The organism is Plantactinospora sp. WMMB782 (assembly GCF_049179135.1).
In the GTDB taxonomy this organism is placed as follows: domain Bacteria; phylum Actinomycetota; class Actinomycetes; order Mycobacteriales; family Micromonosporaceae; genus Plantactinospora.
In genome coordinates, this window is sequence record NZ_JBMHMC010000007.1 from 1,496,775 (window position 1) to 1,518,952 (window position 22,178).

Consider the following 22,178-nt stretch of genomic DNA (forward strand, 5'->3'; position numbering starts at 1 on the left):
GTCAGGGACGCGAGACGGCCTCGCGCGGCAACGGCACCAGGGCCGCGCCGACCCGTTCGACGAGCAACGCCATCTCGTAGCCGACCTGGCCCACGTCACAACTGCGGGCGGCAAGCACGGCCATCGACGAACCGTCGCTGATGGACATCAGGAACAGGTAACCACTGTCCATCTCGATCACCGTCTGCAGCACCCCGCCGGCGCTGAACATCCGGGACGCGCCGTCGGTCAGGCTGACCACGCCGGAGGTGATCGCGGCGAGCTGGTCGGCCCGGTCCGGCGGCAGGTCCCGGGAGGAGGCGAGGAGCAGGCCGTCCGCCGAGACCGCGACGACGTGTGCGATGCCGGCGACGCTGTCGGCGAAGTTACTGAGCAGCCAACCCATGTCCTGCATCGCTGCTGGCCTGTTCATCCGCTCGTCTCCTTGGTTGAGATCATGCCGTTCTGCTCGGAACCGGCCGTCCGACCGCGCTGTACGCCACGGTGGTAGGCCGACAAGAGACCGCGCACCTCGTCCGGGGTACGCCTGCTCCGCTCACGCCCGCTCCTGGTCTCGACGCCGCCGGGCACCAGTTGTGCCTGGGGTACCCGCTTGGGCAGGCCGGACCGGGTCGTACCGCCGCTGGCCGGCTCCGCCGCCCGGCTGGCCCGGGCCCAGCCCTCGTCCGCCGCCGTCTGCCAGGATCCCTCGGTCCCGGCCGGCGCGGCCGGTGCCGGGGTGGCGGCCGGCGCGGGCGCCGGCACCGGCGGTGGTGCGGCAGCGGGTGCCGGCACGGGAGCGGGCGGCGGTGTCGGTGGGGTGTAGGGGGCCGGCGGCGGCGCGGACCGTCCCGGAGTGCGGGGGGTCAGCGGGGTACGGCCCGGAGTCGCCGCCGGGGACGGCGCCGCGCTCGGCGGCGCCTGGTAGCCGGTCGGCGACGCCTGGTAGCCGGTCGGCGGTGTCTGGTAGCCGCCCGGCGGCACGGTGAAGATCGCGGTCGAGTCGGATCCGTGCGAACGGAACCAGACCGCCTCCATCTCCCGGAAGATCGGCGCCTCGCCGGTGTCCTCCACCCGGGGCGCGACCGCCGAGGCGGCGTTGACCGGCGCACCGGCCACCGGGCCGGAGGGCAGGCCGGGCGGTGCCCCCGCCGAGGGGGTCACGGCGTGCGTCGAGGCCGGGCCGGAGCCCGCCGCGCCGCGTTGCGGCAGCGACGACGCGACCGTCGGGTACTGCACGGTCGGCGAGCTCATCCCCGCGCCGGCCAGCCCGGTCTGCGCGGGCGGTGCGGTGGACGCCGGGGTCTGGTAGCTCGGCGTCATGTGCTGCTGGTAGCCCGGGGTGGGCGTGGCCGGCAGCTGCCCCCCGGCCAGGTGGCTGTTGACCGGGGCACCGGCCAGGTGGTTGTTGCCGCCCGGGGCACCGGCCGGCATCGCGCCGGTCGGGTCACCGGCGGTCTGCCACTGGTTGCCCGCGCTGCGCCACTGGTCGGTCAGGGTGCCGCCGGACCGCGCCGCGCCGACCGGGGAGAGCGTCTCCTGCCAGGCCGCCCCCGCCTGCGGGCGGGTCCCGACCGGTCCCGGCTCGACGGCGAGCGGCTGCCGCTGCCGGGCGAGCATCTGGTCACGGCCACGCGGACCGGGCAGCACCACCGTGCTGGCCGGCAGGGTGACCTGGGCCACCGTGCCACCCTCGACGTTGCGGCGCAGGTCGACCCGGATCTCGTGCCGGTGCGCCAGCCGACCGACGACGGCGAGACCCATCAGCCGGAAGGCCGCCACGTCGACGGCCGGCAGTTCCGCCAGCCGGCGGTTGAGCGCGTCCATCTGCTCTTCGCTGAGCCCGAGCCCCCGGTCCTCGACCTGGATCAGCACGTAGTCGCGGATCCGGCGGGCGTCGGCGACCACGGTGGTGTGCGGCGGCGAGAACCGGGTGGCGTTGTCGAGCAGCTCGGCCACCAGCCGGACCACGTCGTTCACCGCGTGCGCGGCGACGGAGATGTCCGGGTCGACGGTGCCGAACTCGATCCGGTTGTAGAGCTCCACCTCGGACTGCGCGGCCCGCAGCACGTCGATCAGCAGCGCGTCGTCCCGGCGCGGCGCCGTCGAGTCGGCGCCGGCCAGCACCAGCAGGTTCTCGTCGTTGCGGCGCATCCGGGTGGCCAGGTGGTCGAGCTCGAAGAGCTGGGCCAGCCGCTTCGGGTCCTCCTCGCCCCGCTCGATCGCGTCGAGTTCGCCGATCATCCGGTCGACCAGGGTCTGGCTTCGCCGGGCCAGGCTGAGGAACATCGCCGAGACGCTGGTCCGCAGGGCGGCCTGCTCGGCCGCGATCCGGACCGCTTCCTTGTGTACGACGTTGAACGCCAGGGCGACCTGACCCACCTCGTCCTTGTTGTTCAGGCGGATCGGGTCCCGCACCTGCCGGACGATCTCGTCGACGCCGCCCTCGCCGATGGTGCCGACGTCACGGAGCCTGCGGACCGCCTCCGGCAGGTCGTGGTTGGCCACCGAGAGCGCGCCCTCGCGGAGCCGGCGCAGCGACTGGTTGAGCGACCGGGCCAGCACCACGGCGAGGGCCAGCGCGATGATCAGTGTGAGGAGTACCACGACCGACTCGACGATCGCCTGCTGGACGACCTCGGCCCGGGCCGCCTCGGCCTGGTCCAGCAGGTCGCGTTCGAGCAGGGTCTCGGCCCAGCGCATCAGGTCGTTGATCGAGCCGATCGCGATCGCCGCCGAGCTGGCGCTGACCGGGGACCGTTGGCCGACCGACCGGGTCAGGTCCCGGGCAACCTTGTCGGCGAGGATCACCGCGTCGCCGGTGACGGCGCCGTTGACCACCGACTCCTGCCGGGAGTTGGCGGAGGCGCCGAAGGCCAGCAGCGCCTCCTGCTGGCTGGTCAGGGTCGCGATGAAGGCGGAGAACTGCTCCTGGTCGAGCACCCCGCCGACGGCCAGGGCGCTGTAGACCACCGCCTCCTCCTCGGCCACCGCCTCCTTGGCCTGGGCGAGCGCGGAGAGGGTACGCAGGCTGTCGCCGACCGCGCTCTCGCCGGAGATCTGGCCGAGCGCCTCGCCGTACGCCACGAGTTCACCGATGATCATGCCGTACCGGAGGGTCGCCTCGCCGGGGGGCATCTGCGGGCGTTCCAGCACCTCCTGCCGGGTCCCGTTGAGGGTGGCCAGCCGGTCGTCGATGACCCGCAACCGGTCCTCCACCGAGGCCGGTACGTCACTCACCTGCGCCCGCCGGTCGTTGTACGCGGCGATCCGGGCATCGGTCCGCTGCACGTACGCGTCGTAGACCTCGGGCGTCGTCTCCTTCGACTTGGCCAGCAGCCGGGCGGCGGCGATCCGCTCCTTGTGCACGTCCTGGGTGAGCGCCGAGACGTCGGCGGAGAGCTCGGTGAGCGACCGGAGCACACCGGCCTGGTAGGCGCCCTGTCCGATGTCGACGAGTCGGATCGTGGCGAGCGCGAGGACCGCGGCGACCGGGACGACCAGCAGGAGCGCGAGCTTGGACCGGATCCGGGTGTCCCTCAGCCGGGGAAGCCAGCGGCGCGGTACGGCGCCCGCCCGCAAACCTTTCGCGGGCAGGGTCGTAGGTCCGGTGCTCACGACATCGCCTCCGTCGTTTCGATACGTGACCCGTCGACCGATGCCTGCTGCAGCGGATCGAGCCGCACGCGGCACGGCCGCGATTTCATCAGAAGAAGGCCGCTTTGGGAAGCGACGGGAGGGAAGCAAAGGTCCATCATGGGCCGTCGACTACCCTCGGGTCCACGAGATCGATGAATCTGCAAGTCTCTGATCAGCACATATATCTCTAGAGTGGTCACTTGCATCTGGAAAGTTATCCCGCACCCGTACCCCCTCTTATCACTATGTGAGACCCGTCATCCCGAAACCGGCCGGCTATCCCGCGCTTGACCCGGGCGGCTGGCATTGGCAAGGTTTTGCGGGTTTGAAGGCTTCGTGTGAACCGTACGGCAGATCGTTGCCCATCCATTGTGGACGACTAGATCGGCGGCCGGGCAAGCCCCCCGCCCGCGCCATACCTGGAGGACTGAGTTGAGGCCCATCCGCTCCGCGATACCCGCGCTGCTCGCGTCGGCCATCCTGGCAACTTCGCTGACCGGCTGCCAGTTCGGCGCGCCGGAGGAGGAGTCAGGGGAGATCGTGATCGGCGCCGACCTGGAGCTGTCCGGCGCCGCCCCGCAGGTGGGTAAGGCCTACCAGCGGGCGCTGGAACTCAAGGTCGAACAACTGAACGAGTCCGGTGCGCTCGGCGGTCGCCGGGTCCGGCTGGACGTCCGGGACAACAAGTTCGACCCGAGCATCTCGGCGACCAACATCGGCGATTTCACCGCCGATCCGGCGATCAGCGGCATCATCATGGGCAGTTGCAACGAGTGTGCCATCGGTGCGGCGAAGACGGTGAAGAGCAAGCAGGTACCGACGATCGCGCTCGCTCCGGCCGGTGACGTGGCTGCCGGTGCGGATCGGGAATACATGTTCAAACTCGGTCCGAACGCCCGGGACAACGTCGGTGCGATCGCCGCCGAACTGCGTACCCGACAGATCGAGACAGTGGCACTGCTGCACACCGCCGACAAATACGGCGAAGAGGGCGCGGCGACCCTGTCGAACGAACTCGTCGGACCCGAGGAGGACGCGACCGACATCCCGATCCTGGCGAAGCGGTCGGTGAAGGTCACCGACACCGACGTCAGCCAGGCGGTCGGCGCGCTGGTCGAGGAGGAGCCCGACGCGATAATCGTGTGGACCCCTGCCGACCAGGCCAACCTGGCCATCGGCAGCCTGCGCTCCGAGGGCTTCAAGGGCCAGGTCTTCTTCGACGCGGTCGCCGCCGGCGACCTCTTCATCGGCAACAGCGGCCGGGCGGCGGAGAACACCACGATGGTGTTCACCCAGACGATGGTGATCGACGACGTGATCGCGACCACCCCGGCCAAGGCGGCGAGCAAGCAGTGGTTCCGGGACTACACCGCCCGGTTCGGCGGCTACTACGGGTACTCCTCGTTCGCCGCCGACGCGCTGCAACTGCTCGTCGACGCGGCGGTACGGGCCGGCGGCAAGAGCGGCGAGCCGGACCGGGCCCGCATCCGCAGCCTGCTGGAGACCGCCGAGACCGACGGCCTCTCCGGCCCGATCCGGATGACTCCGGAGAACCACTCCGGCCTGATGCCCCAGGCGCTGAGCCTGCTGGTCGCCCGCGGCGGCCGCTGGCGCCTGGCGGGCTGACCGCCGGCGGGCTGACCGCCGGCCGGCCCGCTGGGAAACGAGCCGACCCGGCGGCGGGAAACGAGTTCTCGCCGCCGGCGGGCGTCCGGGATAGCCTGTCGACACTGTCGGCCTGTCGAATGAGGTGGCCAAGCGATGATCCGACTCTCCGGAGTGTCCCGGACCTTCGGTGGCCGGTCCGGTTCCGTCGAGGCGCTGCGGGGCATCGACCTCGACATCGCCGAGGGCGAGTTCCTCGCCGTTGTGGGCCGCTCCGGCTGCGGCAAGTCGACCCTGCTCCGCCTGGTCGCCGGGCTGCTGCCGGTGACCGAGGGCGAGATCCAGGTGGCCGGCGAGGTGGTCACCCGACCGCGTCGGGACATCGCCATGGTCTTCCAGCGCCCCGCGCTGCTGCCCTGGCGGTCGGTGCTGGACAACGTACTGCTGCCCACCGAGATCTTCGGCTGGGGCAAGGCCGCACACCGCGACCGGGCCCGCGACCTGCTCTCGATGGTCGGGCTGAGCGATTTCGAGAAGCGGCTCCCGCACGAACTCTCCGGCGGCATGCAGCAGCGGGTGTCGCTCTGCCGGGCCCTGATCCAGCAGCCGAAGGTGCTGCTGATGGACGAGCCGTTCTCCGCGCTCGACGCGCTGACCCGGGAGGAGCTGTCGGTCGAACTCCAGCGGATCCACATGGAGCACTCGGCGACGATCCTCTTCGTCACCCACTCGATCGACGAGGCGGTGCTGCTCGCCGACCGGGTGGTCGTGCTCAGCCCCCGACCCGGGCGGATCCGCAAGGTGCTCGGCATCGACATCCCGCGCCCGCGCTCGCTGGGCCGCAACGCGCACTTCGAGGACGTCGCCCGGACCAGCGCCGAGTTGCACGAACTCCTGCTCGACCATCCGGGCAACGGCCCCGGCCTGGCCCTGAGCGGCAGCGGCCAGGGCGAACAACAGCACTGATCCGACGGTCAGTCACCGCAGGTAGCCGGTCGACCACCCCACCGACGCCCGGCGTCCAGCCCAGAGTGGCGAGCGCGGATGGGGGTGCGTAACGTGCCCGGCATGGCCTACCGGACCTGGGGCAGGGTGCTGCTCGCCGCACTCGTCGGCGGGATAGTCAGCGGCGCCGGCCAGCTGGGGATCGCGTACGGGCTCGGCCTCGTCCGCTTCGACCGTGGCTTCGTCGCCGGCGAGGTGAACCAGTGGCCCGCCCAGCTCGCCTGGGTCGGCTGGTTCGCCACGGTCGCGGCCGTGCTCGGCGCACTGCTGGCGGACCGGCTCGCCCGCAGGTTCGCCCTGCCCGGCACGCTCGGCACCCGGGCGGCCGTCTCCGCACTCGCCGCCCTCGGCGCACTCGCGGTCGCTCCGCTCTGCATGCAGCCCGCCCGCGCGGCCCAACTGGCCTCGGGCGACCCGGTGGCCCTGACCGGCGTCGCCGCGGTGGTCGGTGCCGGGGTCGGTTTCCTCGCCGCCCTCGCCGCGCTCAGCCAACGCCCGGTGGCCTGGAACGTCACGGCGCTGACCGGGGCAGCCTGGTTCCTCGCCGTACTCTCCGTGCTGCCCTCGCTCGGTCCCACCGATCCGCTGCCCGCCGTCCGGCTCGGCGGGCTCGATCCGAGCTGGCTGGGCGCCGGCACGAGCCAACGGCTGGCCTTCGTCGTTCTGCCGGCGCTGGCCCTGGTCGCGGGCGCCCTCACGGGTGCGCTCGCCCGGTCCCGCCACCTGCCGCTGCCGGCGGTCGCCAGTTGCGGAGCCGCCGGTCCGGCGACGCTCGCCCTGGCGTACGTCGTCGCCGGCCGCGGCGACTCCGCCGACGCCTACCAGGCGGCACCGTACTGGGGAGCCCTGATCGCCGTGGCCACCGGTGCGCTGGGCTCGGCGCTGGCAGCCTGGGCCCGCTGGCCGCTGACCACGCCCACTCCGGCGCAGAGCGCCGAGGCCGGTTCGACCTCCGGGGTCGCGTCCACGGTCGGAGCCGACCCATCCGGCAGCGGCAGCGGAACCGACCCGTCCGGCAGCGGCAGCGGAACCGGCCCGTCCGGCAGCGGACCGAGCCCGATCAGCAGCGGAACCGGACCGAGGGCGGCCGGCAACGACTCCGGTGACGCGCCAACCGCGAGCCTGGCGACGGGGGACGCACCTACTGCGATCCTGCCGACGGGAAGCACGCCGGCCGCGACCCTGCCGGCGTCGGACTCGCCGACCGAGATCCTGCCGACGGGGAACGCGCCGAGCGACGGCCGTCCGACCAGCAGGACTGGTGCCGCCGTTCCCCCGGCCGAGCAGACCTGGCGGTTGGACCTGCCGAGTAGCGGGTCTCCGACGGTCGGCACCGGAAGCGGAACCGGCGGTGACCGGAGCACCGGAACGACCCCGGCAGGCAGTTGGCCATCCGGTCCGGTGGCCGGGAGGCAGCCGGGCGACGAGTCGCCGGGACCGTCCCGGGAGCCGGAGTCGAGCCCGAGCACCTGGTCGTTCGACATCTCGATCCCCACACCGCGCGTCCCGACCGAGTACTCCTCCAGGCACACCGAGCGGTTCGGTCCGTCCGACTCGGCCGCCGCCCCCGACACCGGCCGATGGAGCAGCAGCGCAGAACCGACCAGCCCGGCCGACGGCGGTGCGGGTAGCGGAACGGGTACGGCGTCGGAGGATGCCGGATTTCCGGCCGGTTGGGCGGGATCGCGCCGACCACGTACCGAAGACTTCTGGCCGACCACGCCGTCGCCGTCCTCGGGAACGGCAGCGGGCACTTCTGCGGCGGTGAACACACCGACGGCCCCGGAGCCTCCGGCCGGAGCGGCGCCGCCCGCGGTGCCGCAAGCTCCGGCGCCGCAACACGCGGTATCGCAAGCTCCTCCGCCACCTGCGGCACCGCGGGCTCCGGCGCCGCCGTCGACTTCCGCCCGGCCGGTGGTTCCGGCACAGTCGACGACCAGACCCACGCCGGAACCGGTGCTGCCGCCTCCGGTGCCGCCCGCGCCCGTCACGCCGCCACCGGTCGTCAGACCGGCCCCTGGCGGCGCCACCTGGGACGCCTTCGCGCCGGTGCTCCGGCCTCGCTCCGAAGACCGTCGCGAGGCAGCGACGGATCCCGTCAACCAGCCGGGTCAGGGCGCTACCTCGGCGGACACGAACCGGACCGGGCGGATCCTGCCCATCCCGGTGGTCTCCGGTGACTCTCCGGTCCCGGCGACCGACCCTCCGATGCCGGCGACGTCGGATCGTGGCACGTCCACGGCCGAATCCGACCCGGGTAAGACGGCAGAGACGACGTACCGTCCCGGACCCCGAGCCGCGACCGGGGGCCAGCCCGAGACCTGGGCCGAGCCCGGGATCGACGTCAGGTTCGAGACCCCGGCCGAGCCCACCACCGGCGCCAGGTCAGCGGTTCGGCCCGGGGGTCAGCCCCACACCTGGACCACCGCCGACGCCGGGACGACGAGCGGGACCACGACGGAGCCCGAGCCCAAGGCCGAGAGCAAGGCCAAGGCCGAGAGCAACGCCAAGACCGAGGGCAACGCCAAGACCGAGAGCAACGCCAAGACCGAGAGCAACGCCAAGACCGAGAGCAACGCCAAGACCGAGAGCAACGCCAAGGCCAGGACCGCCCCTGAGACCAGGACGAAGTCCGAGACCGGAGCCATCGGAACCGAAGCCGACGGGACCGAAGCCGACGGGACCGAGACCGGAGCCCCCGGCGCCGGAACCGGAGCTGGAGTGGCGGCCGGGGCCGAGACCGGATCCGGGGACGCGGAGCGACGGACCGGACGGATCCGTCGCGGTCTGTTCCGGCGCAACCGGGGCGGTGGCGACCCCGAGCAGACCGACACCACCGAGACCGAGAAGGGCGAGCCGAAGCAGCGCGACGCGAAGGGCCGGAACCGTACGGAGGAACCGGTCCCGGCCCGCGACGCGGAGTACGTCGACTGGGTCAGCGGGCTCAGCGAACCCGACCCGAGCGCCGACGACGTGGGCCCGGACCGGAGCGTACGACGCTCGCTGCGCTCGACCGGCCGCCACCACGCCGACTGACCCGGACACTGGAGGCGCTTCCCGCCGGTAACGCCTCCGATGTCCAGGTCGGACGGTTCAGGCGAGTGGCAGGTAGACCTTGCCACCCGAGGCCAGGAACTCGGTCGACTTCTCCTGCATGCCCTGCGCCGCGTACTCCCTGAGCTCCTGGGTGATCTTCATGGAGCAGAACTTCGGGCCGCACATCGAGCAGAAGTGCGCCGTCTTGGCGGGCGTGGCCGGCAGGGTTGCGTCGTGGTACGCCCGCGCGGTCTCCGGATCCAGCGACAGGTTGAACTGGTCCTCCCAGCGGAACTCGAACCGCGCCTTGGAGAGCGCGTCGTCCCAGGCCTGCGCCCCGGGGTGCCCCTTGGCCAGGTCGGCCGCGTGTGCCGCGATCTTGTACGCGATCACCCCGGCCTTGACGTCGTCCCGGTCGGGCAGACCCAGGTGTTCCTTCGGGGTGACGTAGCAGAGCATGGCGGTGCCGAACATGCCGATCATCGCGGCGCCGATCGCCGACGTGATGTGGTCGTACGCCGGAGCGATGTCCGTGGTCAGCGGCCCTAGCGTGTAGAACGGGGCTTCGTGGCAGAGCTCCTGCTGGAGGTCCACGTTCTCCTTGATCTTGTGCATCGGCACGTGCCCCGGCCCCTCGATCATCACCTGTACGCCGTGCTCCCAGGCCACCGAGGTCAACTCCCCGAGGGTACGCAGCTCGGCGAACTGTGCCTCGTCGTTCGCGTCCGCGATCGAGCCGGGCCGCAGTCCGTCGCCGAGCGAGAACGTGACGTCGTATCGGGCGAGGATCTCGCAGAGTTCGGCGAAGTTGGTGTAGAGGAAGTTCTCCTGGTGGTGCGCCAGGCACCAGGCCGCCATGATCGAGCCGCCCCGCGAGACGATCCCGGTGACCCGGTTGACCGCCAGCGGCACGTAGCCGAGGCGTACCCCGGCATGCACCGTCATGTAGTCGACGCCCTGCTCGGCCTGCTCGATCACGGTCTCCCGGAAGACGTCCCAGGAAAGCTTCACCGGGTCGCCGCCGACCTTCTCCAGCGCCTGGTAGATCGGGACGGTCCCGATCGGCACCGGTGAGTTGCGGACGATCGCCTCCCGGGTCTCGTGGATCCGCTTGCCGGTCGAGAGGTCCATCACGGTGTCCGCGCCCCACCGGGTCGCCCAGGTGAGCTTCTCCACCTCCTCGGCGATCGACGAGGTGACCGCGGACGTACCGATGTTGGCGTTGACCTTCACCAGGAACCGCTTGCCGATGATCGCCGGCTCGCACTCCGGGTGGTTCACGTTCAGCGGCAGCACCGCCCGGCCGCTGGCGATCTCGTCCCGGACCACCTCGGCCGGCATCCCCTCCCGGATCGCCACGAACTCCATCTCCGGGGTGACGATCCCGGCCCGGGCGTACTCCAGCTGGGTGGGCCGGGCGCCGTCCCGGCCGGCCAGCGGGGTGCCGGCGCCGCGTACCGGGGCCACGTCACCGCGCTCCGCGATCCACGCCCCGCGCAGTGCCGGCAGCCCGACGGACGGATCCGAGCCGGGGCCGGAGGTGTCGTAGAGCCGTACCGGTGGTTCGTCGCCGGTCAGCTCGACCTCCGCGAACGGCACCCGGACGTCCGGTCGTGCCCCCGTCACGTACACCTTGCGCCGAGCGTTCATGACAACAACCTCCCTGTGTTGGATGGACCGGAGCCGCCGGAGGATCCGGAGCCGCCGGACGAACCGGAGTCACGGTCGGGCGCCGTCGGGGCGGACCAGCCGAAGTGGTCCAGCGGCCCGTGTCCGCTGCCCAGCGACCAGGCACGGGCGCCGAGCAGCGCACCTGTCACGTACTCCTTGGCGAAGGCCACCGCGTCCGGCACCGGGTCGCCGAGCGCCAGCCGGGCGGCGATCGCGGCCGAGAAGGAGCAGCCGGTGCCGTGGGTGTTCCGGGTCGGCACCCACGGCCGGCGCAGCAGCCGCACCTCGGTACCGGTCCAGAGCGCGTCGACCGCGCCGCCGAACTCCATCCCGCCGCCGGTCGCGGCCCCGGAGTCGTCGCTGTCGCCGCCGGTCACCACCACGTACCGGGGACCGCCCGCGGCGAGCTGCCGGGCCGCCTGCGCCATCTCGTCCGGACCGGAGACCGCACGGCCGAGGATCGCCGCCGCCTCCGCCCGGTTCGGCGTCGCCACCAGGGCGTACGGCAGCAGCCGCTCGATCGCCCCGACCACGCCGAGCCGGGCTCCGCTGGTGGCGACGAGCACCGGGTCGACCACCAGGTTCGGCAGCAGCCCGTCCCGGGCAGCCTCGGCCACCGCGTCCGCCACCTCGGGTTCGCCGAGCATGCCGGTCTTGACCGCCAGCGGCGGCAGGTCCTCGGCCAGGGTGCGCAGCTGGGCGGTCACCATCTCGGCGGTCACCGGGAAGACCGCCCGTACCTCGCCGGTGTTCTGCGCGGTGACCGCCGTGATCACCGACGTGCCGTACACGCCGAGCGCGGCGAAGACCTTCAGGTCGGCCTGGATGCCCGCACCAGCCCCGGAGTCGGACCCGGCGACCGTCAACACCACCGGCGGCGTCACCGAAACCACCCCGTTCCGGCGGTGCGCACCGCCGAAGCACCGACCCCGACGGAGGTGGCCGCCGGAACGCCGGGTGCAACCGCCGGAACGCCCAGCGCAACCGCCGGAACGCCCAGCGCAACCGCCGGAACGCCCAGCGCAACCGCCGGATCGCCCGGCGCAGCCGTCGGAATGCCAGGCTCGACGGAGGCGACCGCGCACAGTTCCCGGGACAGGCCGGCCGGATCGTCCGCGCGCATCAGCGCACCCATCACCGCCACCCCGACCGCGCCCGCCGCCAGGCAGGCGGCGACCTGGTCGGGGGTGGCCAGGCCGCCGAGCGCGAGCACCGGGACCGGGCTGTCGGCGACCAGCCCGGCCAGACCGGCGGTCCCGAGCGGCGGGCCGTATCCCGGCTTGGACGGGCTCGGAAGGACCGGCGAGATCGTCACGTAGTCCTCGGTGGAGATCCGGCCCAGCTCGGCCAGGTCGTGACAGGAGCGGCCGACCAGCGGCAGGGCGGGCGGCGGGTAGGGACCGGCGGCCGGCAGGTGCACCGCGGTGCCGTCCAGCGGGTCCGGCCCGGCGACCAGCAGGGTGCCGTGCACCGGGGCGAGCAGCGCCCGCAACCGCCGGGCCAGGTCGAGCCGCTCCGGTCGGGGCAGGTCCCGCTCGCGCAGCAACACCCACCGGATCCCGCCGTCGACCGCCGCCCCGACCACCTCGTCGAGCGGCCGGTTCGCCTGCCACCTGTCGGTGACCAGCACGATCCCGCGTGGCCCGGTCACAGCTCGGGCCGCCCCTCGTCCGGGGTGGAGGCGAGTGCGTGGAAGCGCCGGGGAATCCGCCCGGCACCGGCGGCCAGCCGGCCCGCCTCGATCGCGTACCGCATGGCGGTGGCCATCCGCACCGGGTCGGCCGCCCGGGTCACCGCGCTGGCCAGCATCACCGCGTCGCAGCCGAGCTCCATCGCCAGGGCCGCGTCCGAGGCGGTGCCGACACCGGCGTCCAGGATCACCGGTACGTCCACGTTCTGCCGCAGCAGCCGCAGGTTGTGCGGGTTGGTGATGCCCAGCCCGGAACCGATCGGGGCACCCGCCGGCATCACCGCCGGGCAGCCGAGGTCCACCATCCGGCGGGCCAGCACGGGGTCGTCGGTGACGTACGGCAGCACCGTGAAACCGTCGTCGACCAGCCGCTCGGCGGCGGTGACCAGCTCGACCGCGTCCGGCAACAGGGTGCGGTCGTCCCCGATCACCTCCAGCTTGACCCACGACGTCTCGAACGCCTCCCGGGCGAGTTGCGCCACGGTGACCGCCTCGGCGGCGGTGCGGCACCCGGCGGTGTTCGGCAGCAGCCGTACGCCGCACCGGGAGAGCACCTCCAGGATTCCGCCGCCCATGGTGGCGCTGCTGTCGATCCGGCGCAGCGACACGGTGACCAGTTCACTGCCGCTGGCCCGGATCGTCTGCTCCAGCACGTACGGGCTGGTCGCGCCGCCGGTGCCGAGGATCAGCCGGGAGCCGAACCGCTCCCCCGCGAGCACGAACCCGGCGTCGCGCCGCACACCGGTGTCGGGTTCGGAATCGGCACCGGAATCGACGGCGGGTCCGCGTTCGGTGAGTCCGTGGGTCATGCCGGTCACCCGCCCTGTGCCGCGGTCAGCACCTCGACCCGGTCGCCGTCGCGCAGGTGCCGGGCCGGCCAGCCACCCCGGGGCACCACCTCGCCGTTCACCGCCACCGCCACTCCCCGGTGCGCGCCGGTGATCCGCCGCACCAGGTCCGCCACGGTCAGTTCGCCGGGCAGCCGCTGCGCGACGCCGTTAACGGTCAGCTCCACCGCGTCCTCCCACCCCTGCTCGTCCCGTCTTCCTCGTCCACCCGGGTCGGCGGCACCGCCGCGCCCGGCCCTCCCGCTCGCGCTGCCGGCGACGGAACCTCCGGGCCCACCCCACCCGCTCGCACCGCCGGCAGCGGAACCTCCGGGCCCACCCCACCCGCTCGCGCCGCGGGCGGCGGAACCTCGGCGAACCGGGCCGGTGACAGCGGCGCGAGCGCCGGGTCCGGTACCCCGGTGGTCAGCAGGTCGGCCACCAGGTCGGCGGTGAGCGGGGTGAGCACGATGCCGTGCCGGAAGTGCCCGGCCGCCACCAGCACGTCGGGCCGGTCCGGCAGCGGGCCGAGCAGCGGCGCGTTGTCCGGCGTACCGGGGCGCAGCCCGGAGCGCGCCTCCACCAGCTCGTACTCGGTCAGTTCCGGGATCACCTCGGTGGCCGCCCGGAGCAGCTCGAACACCGCCCCGGCGGTGACCGCCAGGTCGGCGCGCTCCTCGACGGTGGCCCCGACCACCACCTCGCCGTCGGTCCGGGGCACCAGGTAGACGCCCCGGCCGTCGGCGTGGCCCCGGATCACGTGCCGGAAGCCGGGTGTCGCGCCGCCGGGGGCGCGCAGCCGCAGGATCTGCCCCTTCACCGGCCGGACCGGCAGGCCGGTCAGCGCCGCCGTGCCGCAGCCGGCCGCGACGACCGTGGCCGCCGCGTCCAGCTCGGCGAGCTGCCGGACCGGCCGGGGCACCAGGTTCACCCCGGCGCGCTCGGCGGCGACCCGCAGCGCGGCGACCAGCCGGCGCGGGTCGACCTGGTGGTCACCGGGGGCGAACGCGCCGCCGCGCAGCCGGGTGGCGAGCAACGGTTCGCGCTTGCGCAGCTCCGCCGGGCGCAGCGGGGTGACCGGCAGTCCGAGATCCCGCTGGTACGTCCAGAGCCGCTCCGCCTCGGCCAGGTCATCCGAGGTGAGCGCGACGGTGAGCGTCCCCTCGGTCCGATAGCCGAGGTCCATCCCGGTGTACTCGCCGAGTTCGGCGGCGAATCCCGGCCAGCGGTCCGCCGAGGCGACGAGCAGTCCGGTCAGCACCCGTTCGCCGAAGTACGTCTCGGCGACCGGGGCGAGCATGCCGGCCGCCACGTCGGAGGCGCCCGAGCCGGGGTCGTCGTCGTACACCTCGACCCGCATGCCCCGGGCGGCGCAGCGCCAGGCGACGGCGAGCCCGATCGGCCCGCCGCCCACCACGGCGACGTCCGCCCGGCCGGTGCCTACCATCCCGCCGCCCCCGCACCCCGGGCGGAGGTCGGGGATCCCCGCCGGGGGTCCCACCCCGGCGACGGTCCCCGGTCCGGCAGGGGTGGGGGCGCAACGGTGGCGAGTGCGGTCAGCAGTTCGGCGACGGCTCTGGACGGGTCGGCGGCGTTGGCGACGGCACCGACCACGGCCACCCCGTACGCCCCGGCGGCCAGCAGCGCGGGTACCCGCTCGGCGGTGATCCCGCCGATCGCGATCACCGGTACCGGGACCGCCGAGGCGACCCGGCGGATGCCGTCCGGGCCGATCGGGGCGGGCAGGCCGTCCTTGGTGGAGGTGGCGTGGCAGGGGCCGACGCCGAGGTAACTGGCACCGGCCGCGACCGCCGCCGCGCCGGTCTCCGGGTCCCGGGCGGTCGCGCCGAGCACGGCGTCCGGGCCGAGCACCCGGCGGGCGACGTCGACCGGCAGGTCCCGGGCGCCGACGTGCCCGCCCGCCGCCCCGACCGCCAGGGCCAGGTGCAGCCGGTCGTTCACCAGGCAGGTCGCCCCGACCGCGGCGCACCGGCCGGTGACCTCGGCGGCCAGTTCGTACCCGGTCCGGTCGTCGGCGTCGTCCTCCACCCGGACCTGCACGACCAGCTCGGGGCCGGCGACCGCCAGGGCCGCGTCGACCACGGCGAGCGGGTCCCGCCCCGGCCGGGTGTCGGTGATGAGGTGAAGTCGTCCGATGGATAGCACGGCAACACTCCTCCCTGCGCCGGCATTACCCGGATCAGGTTCGACGGTCGGGGGCTCGCAGCCCCCCTCTCAGCCCGGTCCACCGGGCTCCCGTGGGTTACTTGTCGGCGAGCGTACGTCGGCGGTCACGGATCCGTAAAGAGCCGTGACCTAGCGCACAGGGCCGACATCGAAGCACGTGCCGCCGTTCCGCAGCGGCTGAGCGGCAGCGGAGGGATTTGTCTGTCCTATCCGGATGATTCCGCCCCGTTACACAACCGTTACCCGAATTAACCTCACCGTCGTATTCCGACCGGCCAGCACCCGGCCCTAATTTGTTCAATCACAAGGCAAAATTCGACCACAAGGCAAAACCCCCGACCACAGGCAAGCCCTCGACCACAAGGCAGGCCCTGACCACAGGCAAGACCTCGACGGCCGGTGCTTCGGCGAGCGCCGGGCGTACCACCACCCCCGTGGCGGCTTCGGCGTCCGCGCGGGATCCCTCTGTCCTTCCCGGACCAAGGAGATCCTCCGTGTCCACTCCCGGCCGCCCCGGCGGCACCTCGCACCCCCCGCACCCCCACCGCAGACTCGCTTCCGGCCCGCACGGCCCGAGACTCTTCCGTCGCCTGGTCGGCGCCACCGCGGCCGTACTGCTCGGCACCACGGCGCTGGCCCCGACCCCGGCCTCAGCCGCCCCGGCGGCGCTTCCGCAGGCTCCGGCGCGGAACGCACCCGCGATCGCCGCCGAGCCGTTCAGCGTGCTTGTCTTCTCCAAGACGGCCGGCTTCCGGCACGACTCCATCCCGGCCGGCATCGCCGCGATCCAGCAGCTCGGTGCCGACAACGGCTTCACCGTCGACGCCACGGAGGACTCCGCCGCGTTCACCGACGCCAACCTCGACAGGTACCAGGCGGTGATCTGGCTCTCCACCACCGGCGACGTACTCAACGCGGAACAGCAGGGCGCGTTCGAGCGGTACGTCCAGGCCGGCGGCGGGTACGTCGGCATCCACGCCGCCTCCGACACCGAGTACGACTGGCCCTGGTACGGCGACCTGGTCGGGGCGTACTTCGCCTCGCACCCGGCCAACCAGCAGGCCACCATCAAGGTCGAGGACCCCGCGCACGAGTCCACGAACGACCTGCCGGCGCAGTGGTCCCGCTACGACGAGTGGTACAACTTCCGCGAGAACCCGCGCGGCGACGTGCACGTACTCGCCTCGCTCGACGAGCGCAGCTACACCCCGGGTGCCGGGGCGATGGGCGCGGACCACCCGTTCGCCTGGTGCCAGGACTACGACGGCGGCCGGGCCTGGTACACGGCCGGCGGCCACACCCAGCAGTCGTACGCCGAGCCGGAGTTCCTGGACCACCTGCTCGGCGGCATCCAGACCGCGGCCGGTGCCGTCGAGGCCGACTGCTCCGCCTCGCTCACCAGCAGCTTCGAAAAGATCACGCTGGACAGCAACACGAACAACCCGATGGAGCTGGACGTCGCCCCCGACGGCCGGGTCTTCTACATCGAGCGGGACGGCCGGGTCCAGATCGTCAAGCCGGACACCGGCACCACGGTCACCGCCGCCGACCTCGACGTCTTCACCGGCAACGAGGACGGGCTGATCGGCCTCCGGCTCGACCCGGACTTCGCCAGCAACAAGTGGGTGTACCTCTACTACGCCCCGAACGGCGGCGGCCCGCGCAACTACCTCTCCCGGTTCACGGTCGCCGGTGACACCATCGACCTGGCCAGCGAGAAGATCGTGCTGGAGGTGACGACGCAGCGGAACACCTGCTGCCACGCGGGCGGCAGCATGACCTTCGACAGCGCCGGCAACCTCTATCTGGCCACCGGCGACAACACCAACCCGTTCGAGTCAAACTCCTTCACCCCGATCGACGAGCGGCCGGGCCGGCAGGACTACGACGCGCAGCGCAGCGCCGGCAACACGAACGACCTGCGCGGCAAGGTGATCCGGATCCACCCCGAGGACGACGGGACGTACACCATCCCGGAGGGCAACCTCTTCGCGCCGGGCACCGAGAAGACCCGGCCGGAGATCTACGGGATGGGCTTCCGGAACCCGTTCCGGATCGGCATCGACCCCGAGACCGACACCCTCTACGTGGCCGACTACGGCCCGGACGCCGGAGCGGCGAACCCGAACCGCGGTCCGGAGGGGACGGTGGAGTGGAACATCGTCGCCGAGGCCGGCAACTACGGCTGGCCGTACTGCCACGGGGCGAACTACGCCTACAACGACTACCAGTTCCCGTCCGGGCCGAGCGGGGCGAAGTTCGACTGTGCCGCCCCGGTGAACGACTCGCCGAACAACACCGGCCTGACCAACCTGCCGCCGGCGATCCCGGCCACCGTCGACTACGACTACAGCGGCAACCCGCTCTTCCCGGAGATCGGCGGCGGCGGTGCCCCGATGGGCGGCCCGGTCTACCGGTACGACCCGGCGAACACCTCCGACCGCAAGTGGCCGGCGTACTACGACGGCAAGGCGATGTTCGGTGAGTGGAACCAGAACAAGATGTACGCCTTCCAGGTCGCCGCGGACGGAAAGTCCCTGGTCGACATCAACCAGATGCTCACCGGGATGACCTTCCTCCGGCCGATGGACTTCGAGTTCGGCCCGGACGGCGCGCTCTACCTCATCGAGTGGGGCAGCGGCTTCGGCGGCAACAACGACAACTCCGGGGTCTACCGGATCGACTACATCGCCGGCGACCGGGCACCGATCGCGGTCGCCAGCGCCGAGCCGACCTCCGGCCCGGCCCCGCTGACCGTGGCGTTCTCCAGCGAGGGCTCCCGGGACCCGGACGGTGGCCCGATCACCTACGCCTGGGCGTTCGGCGACGGCGGCACCTCGACCGAGCCGAACCCGACGCACACCTACGCGGCGGCCGGCAACTACACCGCCCAGCTCACCGTCACCGGCGACACCGGCCGGACGGCGGTGGCGAACGTACCGGTGACGGTCGGCAACACCGCCCCGACGGTGACCATCGAGTTCCCGCCGGACGGCGGCTTCTTCGACTGGGGCGACCAGGTGAAGTACACGGTCAAGGTGACCGACCCGGAGGACGGGGAGATCGACTGCGACCGGGTGGTCCTGCAGTACTACCTGGGCCACGACGAGCACGCCCACCCGCTCGACGACCAGACCGGCTGCACCGGCACGGTGCAGACCTCGCTCGCCTCCGGGCACGGCGCCGACGCCGACGTCTTCGCGGTCTTCGAGGCCAGCTACACCGACGGCGGCGGAGCCGGCGGGTCGAACGCGCTGACCGGCCGGGCGATCGAGCAGTTGCAGCCGAAGCGGAAGCAGGCCGAGTACTTCTCGGCGACCGGCCGGGCGCCGGACGGCGTCGGCGGCGGTGACCCGGGCGTGCAGACCGAGACCACCTCCGACGTCGAGGGCGGCTTCCAGAACATCGCGTTCGTCGAGGACGGCGACTACTGGACCTTCGACCCGACGAACCTGACCAACATCACCGGGTTCCGGTTCCGGGCCTCCTCGGCCGGCGGCGGCGCCCGGATCGAGGTACGGTCCGGCGCGGCCGACGGCCCGGTGCTGGCCACCGCCACGGTGCCGGACACCGGCGGCTGGCAGGCCTTCACGAACGCCACCGCCGAGCTGGCGACCCCCAGCACGACGAGCGGGCCGCTGTACTTCGTGGCCAGGAACCCGGTCGGGGCCACCGGCACGGGTGCGATCGTCAACGTCAACTGGGTCGAGTTCGTCGGTCGTGGCGTCACCGACAACGCGCCGCCGACGGTGACCGCCACCGCCACCCCGAGCACCGGCACCGCGCCGGTCGCGGTGAGCTTCGACGGCACCGCCAGCGACGCCGAGGGCGACGAGCCGCTCACGTACGCCTGGGACTTCGGGGACGGGGGCACGGCGGACACCCTGGACGCCACGCACACGTACACCGCCCCGGGCAACTTCACCGCGACCCTTACCGTGACGGACTCGCGCGGCGCCGCCGCGTACGCCACGGTGCCGGTGCGGGTGGAGGCACCGAACAACTCGTGCTTCGGGGCCCGCTCGGACGACTTCGACGGCAGCGAGCTGGACAAGGCCCGCTGGTCGACGGTGCTCCGGGAGAACCAGCTCTACGGTGTGCGGGACGGCTCCCTCGTGCTGCCCACCGCCTCCGGCGACCTGTACGGCACCCGCAACGACGCCACGAACGTCGTCCTGCAACCGGCGCCGGACGGCAGCTGGCAGGCCACCACCAAGCTCAGCCTGACGGTGGCGGAGAACTACCAGCAGGCCGGCCTGATCGTGTACGGCGACGACGACAACTACGCCAAACTGGACCTGCTGTACAACGGCAGCCGGGTGGTCGAGTTCATCAGGGAGACCGCCGGAACCCCGCGCAACGAGAGCGGCGACTCGGCGCCCGCACCGGCCGGTGATTCGGTCTACCTGCGGCTGACCAGCGACGGGGTGAATCTGACCGCGGCCTTCTCGGCCGACGGGCAGACCTTCACCCCGGTCGGCCGGTCGGCGGCGCTGGCCGGCATCACCGACCCGAAGGTGGGGCTGTTCGCGCTGAACGGCGGCACCACCGCACCCGTGGTGGACGCCAGCTTCGACTGGTTCCAGGTCAGCCCGGACGAGCCGGCCGGCGAGGTGACCCCGAACGACGAGTTCACCGGGACCACCCTCGACAAGTGCCGGTGGGACGGGATCGTCCGGGAGGACCCGGCGGCGTACCGGGTCGCCGACGGCGCGCTGCACGTCGACGTGCCGAACGGCGACATCTACACCGGCAACAACACCGGGCCGACGAACTTCGTACTCCAGACCGCTCCCGAGGGTGACTGGACGATCGAGACGAAGGTCGACGGCAGCAAGCTGGACGAGCAGTACCAGCAGGCCGGTCTGCTCGTCTACGGCGACGACGACAACTACCTGAAGCTCGACTTCATCGCCGACAACCAGGTGGGTCAGCCGGTCAGCCGGCGGATCGAGTTCCGCAGCGAGATCGACGCCACCGTGCAGGACCCGCAGCCGCAGGTCACCGACCTCACCGACTCGGTGTGGCAGCTGCGACTGGCAAAGTCGGGTGACACCTACACGGCGTCGTACTCGGCGGACGGGACGACCTGGACGGAGTTCGAGTCGCTCACCAACGCCGCCGTCGGCGCCACGCCGCGGATCGGGCTGTTCAGCCTCGGTGGGGCGCAGACCGCGTCGAAGACCGTCTCGTTCGACTACTTCCGGCTCAGCACGGAGGCGGCCGACGAGGTGGCCCCGGTGACCACCGCCACCGTGTCGGGGACCCCGACCGGCGGCTGGTACACCGGCCCGGTGACGGTGACCCTGGCCGCCACCGACAACGCCGGCGGCAGCGGGGTGGCCCGCACCGAGTACCAGCTCGACACCGCGACGACCTGGACGGCCTACTCGGAGCCGGTTCCGGTCGCTGGGGACGGCACGCACACCGTCCGGTTCCGGTCGGTGGACGAGGCCGGCAACGTCGAGGAGACGAAGTCGGTCGAGGTGAAGATCGACGCCACCGCGCCGGTCAGCACCGCCGAGTTCGCCCCGCCGACCGACGACGGCTGGCACAGCGGCACCATCCCGGTGACGCTGTCGTCGACCGACGCCGGGTCCGGAGTGGCCAAGCTGGAGTGGTCGCTGGACGGCGGCCCCTGGACGGCGTACACCGAGCCGGTGAACGTGACCGGAAACGGGCAGCACGAGCTGCTCTACCGGGCCACCGACGCCGCCGGCAACGTCGAGACGCTCAAGTCGGCGATCCTGAAGATCGACGGCGACAAGCCGACCGTACTGGTCTCCGGGCTGGCCGACGGCCAGCTCTACGGGGACAGCCAGGACGTCCGGGTGAACTGGTCGGCCGTCGACCCGACCTCCGGGATCAAGGCGACGGTCGGCACCCTCGACGGCCGCCCCTACCAGCCGAACACCCTGCAGGCGATGTACGAGCTGACGCTCGGCCTGCACGAGCTGACCGTGACCGCGACGGACAAGGCCGGCAACACGACGACCTCGACCGTACGGTTCTTCGTCACCACCTCGTTCCGGGACATGCAACAGTTGCTGGACCGGTTCAAGGCGACGGGTCGGCTCTCGGCCAAGGGGCACAAGCAGTTGTCGAACAAGCTCGACACGGTCCGCCAGGCCGAGGCGAACGGCAACGACAACAAGGCGATCAAGCAGCTCGGCCAGTTCAAGGCGCTCGCCGCGGACACCGGGCTGGTCGCCGAGGCGGAGATCCGGGACGTGATGATCCGGGACGCCGACGCGATGATCGTGCGGCTCGGTGGCGACCCCAGCGCCGCCGGGGTCAGGGCCAACGACGGCAAGTCGGTGCAGGGCACCGGCCGGCTGGTCGAGGACCCGACCCGGGTGAAGCGGGGCAGCCGGCTCTGAGCCGGAACCTCCGGCACGTCAGGTAAGCGCGGGGGCGGTCACCGACAGGCGACCGCCCCCGCACCCGTCCGGCAGGCTCGCTGCCGGACAAGATTGGCAGGCTCGCTCGTCGGCAAGAGTCCGGCAGGCGAGCCTGCCGCGACAACCCCGGCGGGCGTG

At 72.6% G+C, this 22,178-nt stretch carries 10 protein-coding genes, 3 pseudogenes and 1 riboswitch; of the genes and pseudogenes, 4 read left to right on the plus strand and 9 right to left on the minus strand.

Going from position 1 to position 22,178, the window contains the following annotated elements; genetic code table 11:
- Window position 1: 1 nt before the first annotated feature.
- Entirely contained in the window at window positions 2-412 is a 411-nt protein-coding gene (locus ACN28A_RS08660) for a roadblock/LC7 domain-containing protein (RefSeq protein WP_101368105.1), read from the minus strand.
- Complete coding sequence (locus tag ACN28A_RS08665; RefSeq protein ID WP_421393954.1) at window positions 409-3,597, minus strand: nitrate- and nitrite sensing domain-containing protein; 3,189 nt, start codon at window positions 3,595-3,597, stop codon at window positions 409-411. Before ACN28A_RS08665 ends, ACN28A_RS08660 begins: the two co-directional genes overlap by 4 nt.
- A gap of 453 nt (window positions 3,598-4,050) precedes the next feature.
- Between ACN28A_RS08665 and ACN28A_RS08670 the strand changes: the two genes are divergently transcribed.
- From ACN28A_RS08670 to ACN28A_RS08680, 3 genes are all read left to right on the plus strand, one after another.
- A complete protein-coding gene (locus ACN28A_RS08670) occupies window positions 4,051-5,244 on the plus strand; it encodes an ABC transporter substrate-binding protein (RefSeq protein WP_421393955.1) in 1,194 nt (397 codons plus the stop codon).
- A gap of 135 nt (window positions 5,245-5,379) precedes the next feature.
- Complete coding sequence (locus ACN28A_RS08675; protein ID WP_421393956.1) at window positions 5,380-6,189, plus strand: ABC transporter ATP-binding protein; 810 nt, start codon at window positions 5,380-5,382, stop codon at window positions 6,187-6,189.
- A 102-nt stretch (window positions 6,190-6,291) separates the two neighbouring features.
- Complete coding sequence (locus tag ACN28A_RS08680; protein WP_421393959.1) at window positions 6,292-9,264, plus strand: hypothetical protein; 2,973 nt, start codon at window positions 6,292-6,294, stop codon at window positions 9,262-9,264.
- A 57-nt stretch (window positions 9,265-9,321) separates the two neighbouring features.
- Here the strand turns inward: ACN28A_RS08680 and thiC are convergent, their stop codons facing one another.
- From thiC to thiE, 7 genes and pseudogenes are all read right to left on the minus strand, one after another.
- Window positions 9,322-10,914: a phosphomethylpyrimidine synthase ThiC gene (gene thiC / locus ACN28A_RS08685; RefSeq protein ID WP_421393961.1), complete on the minus strand. Its 1,593-nt coding sequence runs from the start codon at window positions 10,912-10,914 to the stop codon at window positions 9,322-9,324.
- Between the two features lie 89 nt (window positions 10,915-11,003).
- Window positions 11,004-11,819: pseudogene (thiD, locus tag ACN28A_RS08690) on the minus strand (bifunctional hydroxymethylpyrimidine kinase/phosphomethylpyrimidine kinase); the annotation flags it as partial.
- On the minus strand, window positions 11,816-12,586 hold the full coding sequence (locus tag ACN28A_RS08695; RefSeq protein WP_421393964.1) for a thiamine phosphate synthase: 771 nt from the start codon (window positions 12,584-12,586) through the stop codon (window positions 11,816-11,818). The gene ACN28A_RS08695 and the pseudogene thiD, both read right to left, overlap by 4 nt.
- A complete protein-coding gene (locus ACN28A_RS08700; protein WP_421393966.1) occupies window positions 12,583-13,434 on the minus strand; it encodes a thiazole synthase in 852 nt (283 codons plus the stop codon). The genes ACN28A_RS08695 and ACN28A_RS08700 overlap by 4 nt, the downstream gene beginning before the upstream one ends.
- Window positions 13,435-13,439: 5 nt before the next feature.
- The gene (thiS, locus tag ACN28A_RS08705) at window positions 13,440-13,640 is read right to left on the minus strand and encodes a sulfur carrier protein ThiS (RefSeq protein ID WP_421393969.1); all 201 of its coding nucleotides are present in this window, start codon (window positions 13,638-13,640) and stop codon (window positions 13,440-13,442) included.
- A gap of 196 nt (window positions 13,641-13,836) precedes the next feature.
- Window positions 13,837-14,899: pseudogene (thiO, locus tag ACN28A_RS08710) on the minus strand (glycine oxidase ThiO); the annotation flags it as partial.
- A 95-nt stretch (window positions 14,900-14,994) separates the two neighbouring features.
- A pseudogene (thiE, locus tag ACN28A_RS08715) lies at window positions 14,995-15,618 on the minus strand (thiamine phosphate synthase); the annotation flags it as partial.
- A riboswitch (TPP riboswitch) is annotated at window positions 15,613-15,722 on the minus strand. It overlaps the preceding pseudogene by 6 nt.
- A 507-nt stretch (window positions 15,723-16,229) precedes the next feature.
- Between thiE and ACN28A_RS08720 the strand changes: the two are divergent.
- A complete protein-coding gene (locus ACN28A_RS08720; protein ID WP_421404249.1) occupies window positions 16,230-22,019 on the plus strand; it encodes a ThuA domain-containing protein in 5,790 nt (1,929 codons plus the stop codon).
- Window positions 22,020-22,178 lie beyond the last annotated feature (159 nt).

What these genes read in the sequence shown, in the direction of transcription:
- ACN28A_RS08660 (WP_101368105.1), bottom strand. Translation starts at nt 412, where the DNA reads ATGAACAGGCCAGCAGCGATGCAGGACATGGGTTGGCTGCTCAGTAAC.
- ACN28A_RS08675 (WP_421393956.1), top strand. Translation starts at nt 5,380, where the DNA reads ATGATCCGACTCTCCGGAGTGTCCCGGACCTTCGGTGGCCGGTCCGGT.
- ACN28A_RS08680 (WP_421393959.1), top strand. Translation starts at nt 6,292, where the DNA reads ATGGCCTACCGGACCTGGGGCAGGGTGCTGCTCGCCGCACTCGTCGGC.
- thiC (WP_421393961.1), bottom strand. Translation starts at nt 10,914, where the DNA reads ATGAACGCTCGGCGCAAGGTGTACGTGACGGGGGCACGACCGGACGTC.
- ACN28A_RS08700 (WP_421393966.1), bottom strand. Translation starts at nt 13,434, where the DNA reads ATGACCCACGGACTCACCGAACGCGGACCCGCCGTCGATTCCGGTGCC.